General features: G+C 69.9%; 12 protein-coding genes and 3 pseudogenes. 8 read left to right on the top strand and 7 right to left on the bottom strand.

Annotated features, from left to right (window positions below; genetic code table 11):
- Window positions 1-17: 17 nt before the first annotated feature.
- Together QA861_RS24785 and QA861_RS24790 are read right to left on the bottom strand one after the other, a co-directional pair.
- On the bottom strand, window positions 18-983 hold the full coding sequence (locus QA861_RS24785) for an LLM class F420-dependent oxidoreductase (RefSeq protein ID WP_334590783.1): 966 nt from the start codon (window positions 981-983) through the stop codon (window positions 18-20).
- A gap of 50 nt (window positions 984-1,033) precedes the next feature.
- Window positions 1,034-1,378, bottom strand: coding sequence for a hypothetical protein (locus QA861_RS24790; RefSeq protein ID WP_334590784.1), 345 nt, complete (start codon window positions 1,376-1,378; stop codon window positions 1,034-1,036).
- 334 nt (window positions 1,379-1,712) lie between these two features.
- Here QA861_RS24790 and QA861_RS24795 point away from each other — a divergent pair, with 334 nt between their 5' ends.
- Together QA861_RS24795 and QA861_RS24800 are read left to right on the top strand one after the other, a co-directional pair.
- Window positions 1,713-2,474, top strand: a complete 762-nt coding sequence (locus tag QA861_RS24795) for a ZIP family metal transporter (protein WP_334590785.1) — start codon at window positions 1,713-1,715, stop codon at window positions 2,472-2,474.
- A gap of 200 nt (window positions 2,475-2,674) precedes the next feature.
- Window positions 2,675-2,890, top strand: a complete 216-nt coding sequence (locus QA861_RS24800; RefSeq protein WP_334590786.1) for a hypothetical protein — start codon at window positions 2,675-2,677, stop codon at window positions 2,888-2,890.
- 80 nt (window positions 2,891-2,970) lie between these two features.
- Here the strand turns inward: QA861_RS24800 and QA861_RS24805 are convergent, their stop codons facing one another.
- On the bottom strand, window positions 2,971-4,536 hold the full coding sequence (locus QA861_RS24805) for an MFS transporter (protein WP_334590787.1): 1,566 nt from the start codon (window positions 4,534-4,536) through the stop codon (window positions 2,971-2,973).
- A gap of 232 nt (window positions 4,537-4,768) precedes the next feature.
- Between QA861_RS24805 and QA861_RS24810 the strand changes: the two genes are divergently transcribed.
- The gene (locus QA861_RS24810; protein ID WP_334590788.1) at window positions 4,769-6,697 is read left to right on the top strand and encodes an SMI1/KNR4 family protein; all 1,929 of its coding nucleotides are present in this window, start codon (window positions 4,769-4,771) and stop codon (window positions 6,695-6,697) included.
- Between the two features lie 129 nt (window positions 6,698-6,826).
- Here QA861_RS24810 and QA861_RS24815 read toward each other — a convergent pair.
- Together QA861_RS24815 and QA861_RS47115 are read right to left on the bottom strand one after the other, a co-directional pair.
- Window positions 6,827-7,621 (bottom strand): annotated as a pseudogene (locus QA861_RS24815) (endonuclease/exonuclease/phosphatase family protein); the annotation flags it as partial.
- A complete protein-coding gene (locus QA861_RS47115; protein ID WP_443041575.1) occupies window positions 7,542-7,919 on the bottom strand; it encodes a nucleotidyltransferase domain-containing protein in 378 nt (125 codons plus the stop codon). The pseudogene QA861_RS24815 and the gene QA861_RS47115, both read right to left, overlap by 80 nt.
- Here QA861_RS47115 and QA861_RS24820 point away from each other — a divergent pair.
- The 4 genes and pseudogenes from QA861_RS24820 to QA861_RS24835 form a co-directional block, all read left to right on the top strand.
- A pseudogene (locus QA861_RS24820) lies at window positions 7,913-8,266 on the top strand (NAD-dependent epimerase); the annotation flags it as partial. The gene QA861_RS47115 and the pseudogene QA861_RS24820 overlap by 7 nt on opposite strands.
- A 401-nt stretch (window positions 8,267-8,667) precedes the next feature.
- Window positions 8,668-10,338 (top strand): purine-cytosine permease family protein, encoded by a 1,671-nt coding sequence (locus QA861_RS24825; RefSeq protein WP_334590789.1) that lies wholly within the window; start codon window positions 8,668-8,670, stop codon window positions 10,336-10,338.
- A gap of 142 nt (window positions 10,339-10,480) precedes the next feature.
- Entirely contained in the window at window positions 10,481-10,762 is a 282-nt protein-coding gene (locus QA861_RS47435) for a hypothetical protein (RefSeq protein ID WP_503461750.1), read from the top strand.
- 154 nt (window positions 10,763-10,916) lie between these two features.
- Entirely contained in the window at window positions 10,917-11,858 is a 942-nt protein-coding gene (locus QA861_RS24835) for a L,D-transpeptidase (protein ID WP_334594831.1), read from the top strand.
- A gap of 58 nt (window positions 11,859-11,916) precedes the next feature.
- Here QA861_RS24835 and QA861_RS24840 read toward each other — a convergent pair whose 3' ends face one another.
- Window positions 11,917-12,330 (bottom strand): hypothetical protein, encoded by a 414-nt coding sequence (locus tag QA861_RS24840; protein WP_334594832.1) that lies wholly within the window; start codon window positions 12,328-12,330, stop codon window positions 11,917-11,919.
- Here QA861_RS24840 and QA861_RS24845 point away from each other — a divergent pair.
- Window positions 12,268-12,529, top strand: a pseudogene (locus QA861_RS24845) (RNA polymerase subunit sigma-24); the annotation flags it as partial. The gene QA861_RS24840 and the pseudogene QA861_RS24845 sit on opposite strands and share 63 nt — an antisense overlap.
- Window positions 12,530-12,573: 44 nt before the next feature.
- Here the strand turns inward: QA861_RS24845 and QA861_RS24850 are convergent.
- Complete coding sequence (locus QA861_RS24850; RefSeq protein ID WP_334590790.1) at window positions 12,574-13,812, bottom strand: PP2C family protein-serine/threonine phosphatase; 1,239 nt, start codon at window positions 13,810-13,812, stop codon at window positions 12,574-12,576.
- Between the last annotated feature and the right edge of the window lie 15 nt (window positions 13,813-13,827).

Genomic DNA, 13,827 nt, shown 5'->3' on the forward strand with positions numbered 1-13,827 from the left:
CGGGTGTCCTCGCCCTCTCAAAGTTCACGCAGGGCGGGCAGCAACTTCCGCTCGGCCCACTCCATGTACGGTTCCTGGTGGTCGCCGCCGATCTGGACCAGGGCGACCTCGGTGAACCCCGCGTCGACATAGGGGCGTACCGCCTCGACGACGGCGTCCACGTCGTCCCCGCAGGGAATGGATCGGGCCACGTCCTCAGGCCGTACGAACTGGGTGGCACCCTCGAACGCGGCGGGTCCGGGCAGTTCGGAGTTGACCGGCCAGCCACCGCCGAACCAGCGGAACTGGTCGTGGGCGCGGGCGATCGCCGCGTCACGGTCGGTGTCGTAGCAGATCGGCAGCTGGCCGACTTTGGGCTTTCCCGCGCCGCCGTGCCGGTCGAACGCGGAGATCAGGTCCGGCTCGGGTTCGGTGGCGATCACGAGGTCGGCGAGACGGCCGGCGAGTTCGCAGGAGCGGTCGCCCGAGACGGCGACACCGATCGGCGGGGGCGCGTCGGGCAGATCCCACAAGGTGGCGTTCTCGACGTCGAAATGGTCACCGTGGTGGTTGACGTTCTCCCCCGCGAAGAGCGAGCGGATGATCTCCACCGCCTCTTCCAGCCTTTCCAGCCGGACGTGCGGGGCCGGCCAACCGCCGCCCACCACATGCTCGTTGAGGTTCTCCCCGGAGCCGAGTCCCAGGCGGAACCGCCCCTGCGAGAGGAGTTGCACCGTGGCGGCCTTCTGGGCGACGACCGCCGGGTGGTAGCGGGTCGTCGGGCATGTCACGTAGGTCATCAGGGGAATGCGTTCGGTGGCCTGCGCGGCGGCACCGAGCACGCTCCACGCGTAGGGGGCGTGTCCCTGGGACCTCAGCCAGGGGAAGTAGTGGTCGGACGTGACCGAGAAGTCGAAGCCGGCGCGTTCGGCGCCGACCACATGGCCGACGAGCTCGCGTGGGCCGGCCTGCTCCGTCATCATCGTGTACCCGATCTGCACCATGCCGCTCTTCTCCTCGTGGGTCGACTACGCGATTACGGTTTCCCGGCTCATCACCTCTTCGTCCCGAGCCGCAGGTCGACCTCCTTCTCCTGGTCTCCCGACGCCGTGCCCCGCTCCTGCACGTCGAACGCGGCGCTCAGCGCCTCACGGAGTCGGTCCACGGCCAGATAGCCGCCCTGGATCGTGGCGGCGACCGAACCCTCCAGCGGGGTGGGCCCGGTCGGGATCCACTCCTGGGTCGGCTCGAACTCCGCCGTCCACACGGCGGAGCGGTCGCCCGGCTGTTCCTGGGGCACGTCATCGGCGGGTCGGTCGGTGGGGAATGCCGTGCGCAGCACCTCGAAGACGGTGGCGGAGTCCTCCTTGGACGCTCCGGTGAGAGACACGGTTGCCATCGTCGTTGTTCTCCTTCGGGTAGGGGCGCCGGTGAAAGACCGTCGCCCGTTCAGCGGTGCCGGGACAGGTCTCCAGCTCCTCGGGACCTCTCCCACTCTCGCCCGCCTCCGCTCCCGTGGCGCGCGGAGCGGCAGCCGCACGGGCTTCCGGGCTGCGCTCGCTCACGGTGTTGTCGCTTCCTCGGGCAGGGGTGGTGCGAGGTGCGCGTACCCCGGTGGCCGACGACGATGCGGGCGATCTCGGTCCCCGGAGGTCCGTCAACGGTTACTGCATGCGATGTCCTCGCCCGACAGCGCCGGTTGATCCCCGGCCGTGGCGGGTAGACGGGTCGGCATGGCTGACGGCGTACAGGCTGGACTGTGGGGGCTGGTGGCGGGCTCGGCGCTGCTGCTCGGTGCCGCGCTGGGGTACGGGCTGCGGGTGCCGCAGAAGGTGATCGCGACCGTGATGGCCTTCGGGGCCGGCGTGCTGATCTCAGCGGTGTCCTTCGAACTGGTCGGGGAGGCGTACAAGGAGGCAGGGCTCGCGCCCGCGGTCGTCGGCACCCTCATCGGTGCCTTCGCCTACACCGGGGGCAACGTGTGGCTGGCCCGGCATGGAGCGCGCCACCGCAAGCGCTCCGGTCACCGACGGGCCCAGGCACAGCCCTCGGAGGCCGAGCAGGGGGGCTCCGGGACCGCGCTCGCGCTCGGCGCGCTGCTCGACGGCGTGCCGGAGTCCGCGGTCATCGGCGTCAGCCTGCTGGACGGCGGCGCGGTCAGCCTGGTGACGGTGGCGGCGGTGTTCATCAGTAACGTTCCCGAGGGACTGTCCAGTTCCGCGGGGATGAAGAAGGCCGGCCGCACCAAGGGGTACGTCTACGGTGTCTGGGCGGCGATCGCCGCGGCCAGCACGGTGTCGGCCGTCCTCGGTTACACGGTGGTCGGTTCCTTCTCCCCCACCGTGATCGCCGCGGTGACCGCGGTGGCGGCCGGGGCGATCCTCGCGATGATCGCCGACACGATGATCCCCGAAGCGTTCGACGAGGCTCATCTGGCCATCGGGCTGATCACCGTCAGCGGCTTCCTGGTCTCCTTCGCCCTCTCCCACACCTGACACCCCGGTCCGCGGCTCACCGGCTCCTACGACGGTTTCCCGCACCGCACCGCACAGCACAGGACGCGCCGGCGATCTCTACGGCCAGGCCCGGTTCGCCGCCAGACACGCCCTCCACGCATGACGACCACGCTTCCCGGCTTTCCTCCTCGCCGGGTGGGCCACCCGAGCGGAAAGGGACGTCCGCAAGAGGAGTTGTCGTGGTGTTCGCCGCTTTCCTGCTGCCCCCGGGGATGCTGTGCCTGGTACTGGCGTTGGGTCGCTATGAGGAGTGGCTGCTGGGGCAGTCCGCACCCATGCGGTCGGCACGGCACGCCGTGGCCAGGCACCATCTGTCCCTGGTCCTCCGCACGGACTCCCGGACGAGGCCGGGCGGCAACGAACCTGAGCACCGGTGGGACGCCGACGCCGCCTAGCCAGGTGGGAGACCACGAGGCAGGGGGTCCGGCGACCACCGGCCGGACTCCCTGCCTCCTGCCTCCTGCCCGAGCGACCCCTACGCCGGAGCCGAGGGAGCCGGGTTCGCCCCCTCGCCCGTGACGTTCTCCGAGGCCCCACCAGCCACCTTGCCCGTCACCTTGCCCTTGACCTTCGCCGAGGCCGACGCCACCGCCGACAGCGGTTTGGCGATGTCCTCCAGCGAACGGCGCTCGGCGTTCACCGCGAGGAGCGCGGCGACGATCCCCGCCGCGCACATCAGGCCGGCGCCGATCTGGAACGCGAGCACCGTGTCCCCGACCACGCCGGACGCGGTGAGGTCGGCGAAGACCAGCGGGCCGGTGATGCCACCGGCGGCGGTGCCGATGGCGTAGAAGAAGGCGATGGACATGGCCCGCGTCTCCATCGGGAAGATCTCGGAGACCGTCAGGTAGGCGCTGGAGGCGCCCGCCGAGGCGAAGAACAGGACCGCGCACCAGCAGGCCGTCAGGGTGGTCGCGGTCAGCGATCCCCGGTCGAACAGCCAGGCCGTGCCGAAGAGCAGCACCCCGGAGAGCAGATACGTCGAGGAGATCATCACCCGGCGGCCCACCGTGTCGAACAGCTTGCCGAGCAGCAGCGGGCCGAAGAAGTTTCCGACCGCGATCACGGCGAAGTAGTAGCCCGTGTTGCCGCTCGGGACGTCGAAGAACGTCGTGAGGATCGCGCCGAAGCCGAAAGTGATCGCGTTGTAGAGGAACGCCTGGCCGACGAAGAGGGAGAAGCCCAGCACACTGCGCTTGCGGTAGGTCGCGAAGACCGTGCGGGCGATCTCACCGAAGCCCACCGTTTTGCGCTGCTGGATGGTGATCTCGTTCTCGGGTTCGGGAAGCGGTTCGCCCTTCTCGGACTCGATCTTCCGCTCGATGGAGGAGACGATCTCCTCCGCCTCGCGTTCCCTGCCGTGGATCAGCAGCCAGCGTGGACTCTCGGGGACGTGCCGTCGTACGACGAGGATGACCAGGCCGAGGACCACGCCCAGGGCGAAGGTGAGCCGCCAGCCCACGTCCGGTGCCAGAATGTCGGTGTTCAGCGCGACGATCGACAGCAGCGAGCCGCCGACCGCGCCGATCCAGAAGCTGCCGTTGATGATGAGATCGACCCGGCCGCGGTAGAACGACGGGATGAGTTCGTCGATCGCGGAGTTGATGGCCGCGTACTCGCCGCCGATACCGAAGCCGGTGAGGAAGCGGAACGCGAAGAACCACCAGGTCGAGAAGGACACCGCGGTCAGCGCGGTGGCGACCAGATAGACCGCCAGGGTGATCATGAACAGCTTCTTGCGGCCGAAGCGGTCGGTCATGCGGCCCCAGAAGAGGGCGCCGACACAGGCGCCGGCGACGTACAGGGCAGCAGCGAGACCGGTGACCTGACCGGAGGTGATCGGCAGACCGCTGCCGGGCTCCGAGAGCCGGGAGGAGATGTTACCGACGACCGTGACCTCCAGGCCGTCGAGGATCCATACGGTGCCGAGACCGATCACGATCGTCCAGTGCCAGCGTGACCACGGGAGGCGGTCGAGGCGGGCAGGGATCGAACTGGTGATGGTGCGGCCGGATCCGGCCGAAGCGCTGGCGCTGGACATGGGCTCCCTCCTGGGCGAACCTCGTCGAACGAACCACCTTCGTGTGCCCTTGCCCTCGCGTTCTACGCTCCGGCGGGGATCGGAGAGGGATCGCCTCACCTGGTGGCCCTCGCCCGCCCGAGGGGGCGCGAGCAGGCCGGCGTTGTCGGCCCGGGCGGTCCCGTGCGGGAGGGTTCTGGGGGCAGTGGGGAGCAGCGGGGCGTTGTCAGTGGTGGGTGGCAGCATCGGGCGTATGACTGACACCACGGCATTCGACTGGCGGTCCTTCCTGCTCAGGTGGAGCGAGGAGTGGGCGCATCATCTGCCGAGCAGGGAGGCGCGGGGCGAGGTCGACGAGGCCGCGCGGCGGGCGGGCTGGCTGGGGTTCCCGGCCGCCTCCGAGGAGCGGATCGCGGCCATGGAGGAGCGCCTCGGCCGACGGATGCCCCCGTCGTACCGGGAGTTCCTCAAGGTCAGCGACGGGTGGCGGCACGCGGGCGGGTTCGTGTGGTTGCTGGCCGGGACCGAGGACACGCGCTGGCACAACGACGAGTCGGGACTCGCGGAAATGTTCGAGGAGTATCTGGACGAGGACGCAGGCCCCGAGGAGCGGCAGGAGGTGGACCTCTGGCGGCGCGGGCTGCAGCTCGACGTCGAGGGCGACGCCATCTACGTCCTCCTGGATCCCGAGGACGTGGACGAAGACGGTGAGTGGGCCGTGTACACCTGGGCGAGCTGGCGGGCCTCGGCGCCCGAGCGGTACGCGAACTTCCTTGAGTTCATGCAGGACATGCACCGGGAGTTCCACAGCCTGCGATCGGGCCGGAGCGACGGAGAACCGGTGTTCGCCAACGACACGACGCGAAAGCTGGACGCCCTGGTGGAGGAGGCTCGGCTGAAGGCGCTGCGCGGTGGCTGGGAGCGCGCCGTGAAGACGCTGGACGAGGCCAAGGGGTACGGCAGACCGCGGGCCGCCGGGCTGGGCGACCAGATACGCCGCCTGCTCGGGCAGACCTCCATGGTGTACTTCGACGGCCTGGTGACGGACCCGCGATACGCCTTCGAACTACTGCCACCGCTGGTAGCCGAGCACGCGGCGCACTCGTACTGGGACGACTCCACGTTGATGTTCCACCTGCGGGGCGCCGATGACGGCCTGGTGTCCCTGGCTTACGGGACGCTGGATCAGGTACGCAACGGCACGTACCGGTACTCGGCGGCCGGACCGTTCGGTGAAGCGGTCGAGCGGGCGCGGCAGCTGGCGCGGTGGGGAGACACCGACCGGGCATGGCGGACATTGACTGACGCGCTGCCCTTGTGGGAGCCGCTTGGACCGGACCACCTGGCACCGCTGGGATGGGTGGCCGACCCCTTGCTCGGGCCACTGCTGACCCCGGAGCGGGGCCGGGAGCTGCTGTCCACGCCGAGGGGCGGGCAGGCGGGTGGGGCGCCGGGGCCGACAGCGGGGCTCGACCCGGGCGGTCTGGCGTGGCTCGCGGACCCGGCCCCGGGCCACAACCGCACGTCCTACCGGTTCGTCCTGGTGGAGGGGGTGGGGCCGGAGGAGTTGCCAGGACGTCTCGCTGACGGGGACAGGGGCGAGGCCAGGGACAGGGACAGGGACAGGGACGGCACTGTGCTGAAGGAGCCCATGACCTCGTGGGAGGCGCGCCAGGGTTCGCTGCACGACAAGAGGGACTTCTCGTCCTTCGACGACAGGGCGCTCATGGCGGTCGGTCGGGCAGGCGCCGGCTGGAGTTTCGCGTTCGACGGCGATCCCGCCCCGTTCGACCGGCAGCGGTTCGTCTCCCCGGCCGGGGCCGCCAGCGAGGGCACCCGTGCGGTGGTGGTGTGGAGCGGCCTGAGGGCACAGCACGGGGAGCCGTTCTTCCACCTGTCAGTGGCACAGGACGGCATCGAGCAGTACGCGTTCACGTATGCGGGCGGAGAGATCAGGCAGAGCGGAAAGGTACCGCAGGCGCTGGATCCGAGCCGGTTCTTCGAGGCCCTGGAGGACGGGGCCGAGGCGGAACGGTCGTTGCTGGGAGCGGTGGCCGGGCAGTTCGGTGCGTCGCTGCCGCGGCACGCCATCGTGAACGGGCGACTGCACACCTTCACCACTCGTTCGTGGACCCGGCCGCCGAAGGACGGCGAGACGTATCTGGTGATCGGCATACGTTAGGGGCCCGCGCCTCCGGCGGACGGTCGACGGACGGGGCCGGGGGACCGGCAGAGGCAACGCGCGCGATCGGTCTATCGGTCTTGGGCAGTTCCGGAACCGGGTGGAGCATCGGCGCGATGCAGCCGGAGTTCACCAGCTGATTCCGGCAGCCACCGGCAGGTGGTCGCTGCCGGTGGCGGGCAGCACCCGCGAGCTCTCCGGCTTCACGCCGCGCACCAAAATCTGGTCGATCCGCGCCACCGGGAACTTCGCCGGCCAGGTGAAGCCGAAGCCGTCCCCGGCCGCTTCCTGGGCCGAGTGCAGCTGCGAGGTGATGCCGGCGAACGCGCGGTCGTCCAGGGTGCCGTTCAGGTCGCCGAGCAGCACCACCCGCTTGTTCCGCTCGGCGGCGACGGCCTCGCCCAGTGCCTGCGCGTTTCTGTCCCGCGAGTCCGTCCAGAAGCCGGCCCGGGGATTCACACGTACGGACCCCAGGTGAGCCACGTAGACCGCCAGTGGTCCGTGGTCCGTGGCCACGGTGGTACGTAGCGCCCGGTTGTAGGTCATCTTCAGGTCAGCCGGTTTGGTGTTCGCCAGCGGCCCGTAGTCCATCTTGATGTCGACCGGTTCGGTGTCCGACAGCGGCAGCTTGCTCCACAGCCCGACCGTGCCCTGGACCGTGTGGTACCGATACGTGTCCGCCAGCTCCTTCTCGTAAATGCCCCTGGCCTGCTGGGCAAGCTCCTCCAGTGCCAGCACGTCCGCACCGGAGGCGGCGAGTTCGCGGGCGGTGCCGACCGGGTCGGGGTTGTCGGCGCCGACGTTGTGGCTGGCCACGGTGAGGTCGCCGCCCGGGTGGGACTTGTCACTGAGCAGGCCGCCGAAGAGGTTCAGCCACACCGTGACCGGCAGGAGCAGCGCGGCCACCGCGGAGGCGGAGCGGCGCGCCCGCCTCCGCCCAGACGCGCCCCGAGCCCACCGCGTCGAACACACCCTCGGGGAAGCGGTCTTGGATCTCTGAGAATTCCGCAGCGGGCACCGCGATCTCCACGTCGCCGTGGGGTCGCGACTGCCTCCCTCGGAACAGGTCCAGGGCCCACCCGGCCGCGATGCACCAGGGCGCCGCGACCCCTTCCAAGCGCTCCGCGACCTGTTCCGGCCGCCATGCGTCCGCCCACCGGGCTTCCAGTTCGTCCGCGCGGAGCACAACGCCACCGGCCAGCAGGGATTCGGTCACCGGCACAACCTACTGCGGCAACCGTCGACGAGCCGGGCTCGACGGGTGAATCGGTCCGCGAACCGCTCGCGGGTTCCCCGGCAACCTGCCCGGTCAGCCCCGATCTACGGGGCGCCCTGGCCTCGCCGCGGCGTACCGTCGAGGGCATCCTCCGCATGACCGGGGCCGAGCACGGTCCCGGCGGGCTCGAAGGCGGGCTTCCGGTCAATCTGCCGGCGCTCACCGTCACGGTCGCCGAAATGCTGGACACGCTGCGCCGGGTGGCGGGCGACGCCGTCGCCGACCTGGTGACGGTCGCCCCCGACCCAGCCGTCGAGACCCTCGTCGGTTCATGGCAGGCCGGCTTCGACAACACGTAGCTGTGGTCCGTGGCGTCCCCGGTCGCCTACAGGCCGACGGGCTGCGGGCCGGCAAATCGCCTTCTCACTTGGCCTGCGGGGCCCCACCGCCGCGCCCCGCGCAATTTCCGAAACATCTCCTTCATCTGGGAAGTAATCAGCGGCAACGACTGGCTCCTACCGTCCCCGGTCATGGACACGAGGGTCTCTACGCGCCCGGCCTCCCGCCGGAACCCCAGCAAAGCCCCCACCGCGCGCGGGTCCACGCGATCTCGCGTGCGTCGTTTCTGAAGCGAGCGGATCACCCGCCCCACGGGCCCCGCTCGGTTTTCCCGCCCCGCTCCCCACCACTCACCTCCGCCTCCGATATGAGGCGCCCCCACGGCTGTCCCCAACCCGCAGCAAGGAGGCACGGTATGAGTACCGAGCCAAAACTGGCAGAAGTGACCGAGCCGGGACCGGCGCAGAAGGCAGCGTCGAGCGCCGACCAGGCCGTCAAGGAGACCCTGGAGGACTACACCCTCCGCTTCGCGCCGCGCAGTTACCGCCGCTGGACGCCGATGGTGGTGGCGACGACCGCGCTCGGCGGTATCGCCTACATGGCCGACTTCTCCATCGGCGCCGGCATCGGCCTGGCGCACGGCACCGGTAACGCGTTGATCGCGATCGCCGTCGCCGCGGTCGTCATCTTCGTCACCGGTTTCCCGCTCGCCTACTACGGCGCGCGCTACAACATCGACCTGGACCTGATCACCCGCGGTTCCGGCTTCGGCTACTACGGCTCGGTCCTCACCAGCGTCATCTTCGCCAGCTTCACGTTCATCTTCTTCGCCCTCGAAGGCTCGATCATGGCCCAGGGCCTGAAACTGGGCCTCGGACTACCGCTCTGGCTGGGCTACGCCGTCTCTACGCTGATGGTGATCCCGCTGGTCATCTACGGCATGAAGGCGCTCAGCAAGCTCCAGGTGTGGACCACCCCCGTCTGGCTGGTCCTGATGGTCGCCCCGCTCGTCTACCTCATCTCCACCGACCCCGGCACGATCGACCGCTTCCTCTCCTACGCCGGCACGGACGGCGAGGGCGGCATCAACACCGCGTCCGTGCTCCTGGGCGCGGGAGTGTGTCTGTCGCTCATCGCGCAGATCGGCGAGCAGATCGACTACCTGCGCTTCATGCCACCCAAGACCGAGGCGAACAAGCGCACCTGGTGGACCGCCGTGATCATGGCAGGCCCCGGCTGGGTGGTGCTCGGTGCGCTGAAGCAGGCCATCGGTGTCTTCCTCGCGGTCTACATCCTCGCCAAGGTCGGCGCGGACGCGGCCCCCGAGCCGATCCAGCAGTTCAAGGGCGCCTTCGACGCGATGATGCCGTCCTGGCTGGTCCTCCCGCTGGCCGTGGCTCTCGTCGTGATCAGCCAGATCAAGATCAACGTGACGAATGCCTACTCCGGGTCGCTCGCCTGGACCAACTCCTTCACCCGCGTCACCAAGCACTACCCGGGCCGCATGGTGTTCGTCCTGGTCAACCTAGGTTTCGCGCTCGCCCTGATGGAAGCCGACATGTTCAGCTTCCTCAACGACATCCTCGGCTTCTACTCGAACTGTGCCATCGCCTGGGTCGTCACCGTCGCCACCGACATCGGCGTCAACAAGTACCTGCTGAAGCTGTCCCCGCTCCAGCCCGAGTTCCGCCGCGGCATGCTCTACGCCGTCAACCCGGTAGGGGTGGTGGCCTTCGTCGCCGCGTCCGGGCTGTCCATCGCCATGTACTTCCACGCACTCGGCGACACGCTCCAGCCGTACTCCCCCGTGGCCGCGGCCGTCATCGCCTTCGTCCTCACCCCGCTGATGGCGGTCGTCACCAAGGGCAAGTACTACCTGCGCCGCACCGACGACGGCATCGAGGAGCCGCTGCTCGACACGGACGGCAACCCCAGCGCCGTCCCGTACGAGTGCCACGTGTGCCGGCAGGAGTTCGAGCGCCCTGACGTGGCCGCCTGCCAGACGCATGGCGCCGCCGTCTGCTCCCTGTGCCTGAGCACCGACAAGGTCGGCGACCACGTACTGTCGGCGGCGCCCGCTGTCTGACACCCGGCTACGCCGAGTCGGCGACGGGCTCCCGCAGGTAAATTCCCTGCGGGAGCCCGTCGTTGTGACTCCACATCGGGGCTCGGCGGCTTGCGGTTTCGCGCCGCCCGCCTGGTCGAGGCGGGTGAAGGAGCGCCCCATCATGACGAGGTCGACGCCCATCGCCGGCGACGGGGCCACCTGTCCGTCGTGCGCCAGTCCGCCGTCGGAGCGGATCGGCACGTACTCGCCGGAGCGTTCGAGGAAGGCATCCTCGGCCGCCGAGACGTCGGGCACAGCGCCGGGCTGGCCGGAAGGACCGTATGCCTTGCGTCAACGGTCGGCATGCGCGGTGGCCGGTGCGACGGCGTCGGGGCGCGGTGAGTGCGGCGGCGAGCCGGGACGTCGGCTGCTCGAAGTCCCCGGTCAGGCGGTGCGTGCCTGAGTCTTGAGACACGTTTTACGTGGCATACGCAACCGCGAGACTCGCCGCCGTTGTCTGACAATGTGTCGGGCCCGTCAGGGCCGAAAGCGAGAGATCGGGGCAGTTCGTGCGACGGCGCAAAGGCGGCATAGGGATCGCACTCGTCACAGGTGTGATGCTGGTGGGCGCGAGTGCCTGCGGCGGGGGCGGCAGTGACAAGGCGAGCGGCGGCGACGACGCGAAGGTGTCGGGAAAGCCGAGTGCGAGTTCCTCGCCGTCACCGACGAAGCCCGCGGGCCCTCCGATGCTGCTGGAGACCATCACCCCCCAGACGGGAATTACGGTAGGCGTGGCCATGCCGATCTCGGTGGTCTTCACCAACCCGGTGGCGGCCAAGGCGCGGGCCATGGTGGAGAAGCACATGAAGGTGAGCGCCTCGCAGCCGGTGGCCGGCGCCTGGCACTGGTTCGGCGACCAGCGCGCCGACTGGCGCCCGAAGACGTACTGGCCCTCCGGCACCACGGTGAAGATCGACGCCGACATGACGGGCGTCAGCAACGGCAACGGACGCTTCGGCGTGCACGGCTACACGCACACCTTCAAGATCGGTGACGACGTCCGCGCGGATGTCTCGGTGACCGGCCACACCATGAAGGTGACCCGGAACGGCGCGCCGGTGCGCACCCTGTCGATCAACGCGGGCAGCGCCCAGTATCCGACGTGGAACGGCACGATGGCCGTCATCGACAAGCAGGAGAAGGTCCACATGACCTCCTGCAGTGTCGGGATCAGCTGCGACAAGGGCAGCCCCGACTACTACGACCTGACGCTGCCGTGGGACGTCCACCTGACCCAGTCCGGCACCTACGTGCACTACTCGACCGGCGACCCCGATCCGGGCAGCGGCAGCGCCCGTGGGTCGCACGGCTGCGTCCATCTGTCCATGTCGGACGCCAAGTGGTTCTACGGCCAGGTCAAGCAGGGCGATCCCGTCACCGTCACCGGCTCGCCCCGTGCCAAGGCCTCTCCCGACAACGGCTACGCGGACTTCAACCTGGGATGGGACCAGTGGCTCGCGGGCAGCGCCTCCGGGGAGGACACCACCGCGACGCTGTGACGCACAGCGGTCGCGCCGCCGACGACCGGTCCGGTCACGGCTGTCGGCGCCGTCGCACTCACCCGCGTGCGGCGCCGGCCGGCCGTACCACGTCCACGGGAATGCCCTGCTCGCGGGCGGCGAGGACCGCGCCGGCGGTGCCGCCGCCCTTGCCGCTCGGGCCCTCCCCGTTCCAGACGGCGACAAGACGCTCGGCACGCTTCAGGAGAACGGCGTCGGCCGCCTCGAAGGCTTCCCGGCCGCCGGACTCGTAGGGGCAGCACACCGCTTCGTCGGCTGCGTCGGCCAAGCGGTCGAACAGCGACGCGTGATCGGTGTGGACATGGCGCCGACGGCAGTCCCGGGAGGGGACGACGGCGACCATGCGCCCGCCGGCGGCGAGGACGGCTTCTGCGAACCGCTGCGGTCCGTGCTGTTCTCGGTCGCCTACCGGATTCTGGGCAGCGTGGGCGAGGCTGAGGACTCCGTGCAGGAGACCGGGCCGCGCTTCGACAGTTCGGCGACCCGGCCCACGTCGACCAAAGGCCTTTCTGTCCGCCACCGTGACGCGGATCTCGATCGACGTGCTGCGCTCCGCACGGGTGAGGCGGGAGGAGTACGTCGGGCCGTGGTTTCCCGAGCCGCTGACCACCGATCCCTCTCAGAATGCGGCGCGCTCGGCGGAACTGGCCTACGCGGCTCGCCGGCCGACGAGATGACCCCTCGGCGGCCGGAGTCAGTGCTCAGGAGCGGTCCGTCCCGTCCTTGACGGGCGTGAGGCGTCGGTGAGGTCGGCCCCGGTCGCGGCGTCACGCTGGGAGTGAGTGGTGCCACGCCAGTCCAGGCACATGACGGTCGCGTCATCCTGCAGGTGGCCCTGGTTGGCGTCGACGATCGCCGCGACGAGGGCGCGAGAGGCCTCACGGGGATGCAGCGCGCGGGTGCGCACGATCAGGTCGGCCAGATCGACGCTGCCCGCGTTGCGCTCCAGCATGCCGTCGGTCAGCATCACCAGGCGGTCGCCCGGCCGCAGGTCCAGCGACTGGACCTGGTAGGTGTGCGGGGCGGGGAAGCCGAACGGCGTGTCGATCTTCGGAGTTATTTCCTGAACCTTGCCGTCCCTCATCCGCAACGGCCAGGGGTGGCCGGCGTTGATGAATTCGGTCGTGCCGTCGAACAGGCTGATCCGCAGGAGCTGGCCGGTGACGTAGCCCTGCCGGCCGTGTTCGCGCACGGCCTGGTCGGCCTGGCGGGCCTGTTCGGCGAGGTCCTCGCCGGCTCGCCGCGCCCGTCGCAGAGCGCCCACCAGGAGGGTGGCCAGCAGCGCGGCCTGGACGTCATGCCCCATGGCGTCGGTGACGGAGAGCTGGACGGTGTCCCGGTCGATCACGTAGTCGAAGGTGTCACCGCCGACGTGGTCGGCCGGCTCCAGTGACCCGGCTACAGCGAACTGTGCGGCCTCGCACGCGAGCGACGCGGGCAGCAGTCGGTGCTGGATCTCCGCGGCCAGGCTCAGCGGGATGGTACGGCGGCCCCACTGGTACACATCGGTGAAGGACCGGTTCGCGATGACGATGTACGCCAGAGCGTGCGCGGTCTCGCCGATCTCCCGCATCACCTCCGCGTCCGGCGCCGAGGGCAGGAACAGTTCGAGGAGCCCGATGGCGTCCCCGCGGTTGGTCACCGGAGCGACGATCCGCACCAGCGCGCCCTCGCCCTTGTCCTCCACGCTCAGCCGCTGGGTGCGGATCACGTCGTCGTACAGGCTGCCCCGCAGCATGATCCGCCGGGCGGGTTCGTCCGTGTCGACGCTGCCCGCGGCCCCCAGCCGTACGACTGAGCTGCCGGTGAAGTCGGTGATGAGGAACGACACCGACGCGGCCCCGAGGTGCTCCTTGAGAACGCGGGCGACCACATCGAGCGACTCCACGGGCGCCGCGGCCTCCGCCGCCTCCAGCGTCCCCGCCAATGTCATGCCTCGACGGCCTAC

The organism is Streptomyces sp. B21-083 (assembly GCF_036898825.1).
Taxonomy (GTDB): domain Bacteria; phylum Actinomycetota; class Actinomycetes; order Streptomycetales; family Streptomycetaceae; genus Streptomyces.

Bases quoted from the DNA above. Each gene is read 5' to 3' on its own strand.
- QA861_RS24810 (WP_334590788.1), top strand. From the start codon at position 4,769: ATGACTGACACCACGGCATTCGACTGGCGGTCCTTCCTGCTCAGGTGG.
- QA861_RS24785 (WP_334590783.1), bottom strand. From the start codon at position 983: ATGGTGCAGATCGGGTACACGATGATGACGGAGCAGGCCGGCCCACGC.
- QA861_RS24790 (WP_334590784.1), bottom strand. From the start codon at position 1,378: ATGGCAACCGTGTCTCTCACCGGAGCGTCCAAGGAGGACTCCGCCACC.
- QA861_RS24850 (WP_334590790.1), bottom strand. From the start codon at position 13,812: ATGACATTGGCGGGGACGCTGGAGGCGGCGGAGGCCGCGGCGCCCGTG.
- QA861_RS24805 (WP_334590787.1), bottom strand. From the start codon at position 4,536: ATGTCCAGCGCCAGCGCTTCGGCCGGATCCGGCCGCACCATCACCAGT.
- QA861_RS24835 (WP_334594831.1), top strand. From the start codon at position 10,917: ATGCTGGTGGGCGCGAGTGCCTGCGGCGGGGGCGGCAGTGACAAGGCG.
- QA861_RS24825 (WP_334590789.1), top strand. From the start codon at position 8,668: ATGAGTACCGAGCCAAAACTGGCAGAAGTGACCGAGCCGGGACCGGCG.
- QA861_RS47435 (WP_503461750.1), top strand. From the start codon at position 10,481: ATGACGAGGTCGACGCCCATCGCCGGCGACGGGGCCACCTGTCCGTCG.
- QA861_RS24795 (WP_334590785.1), top strand. From the start codon at position 1,713: ATGGCTGACGGCGTACAGGCTGGACTGTGGGGGCTGGTGGCGGGCTCG.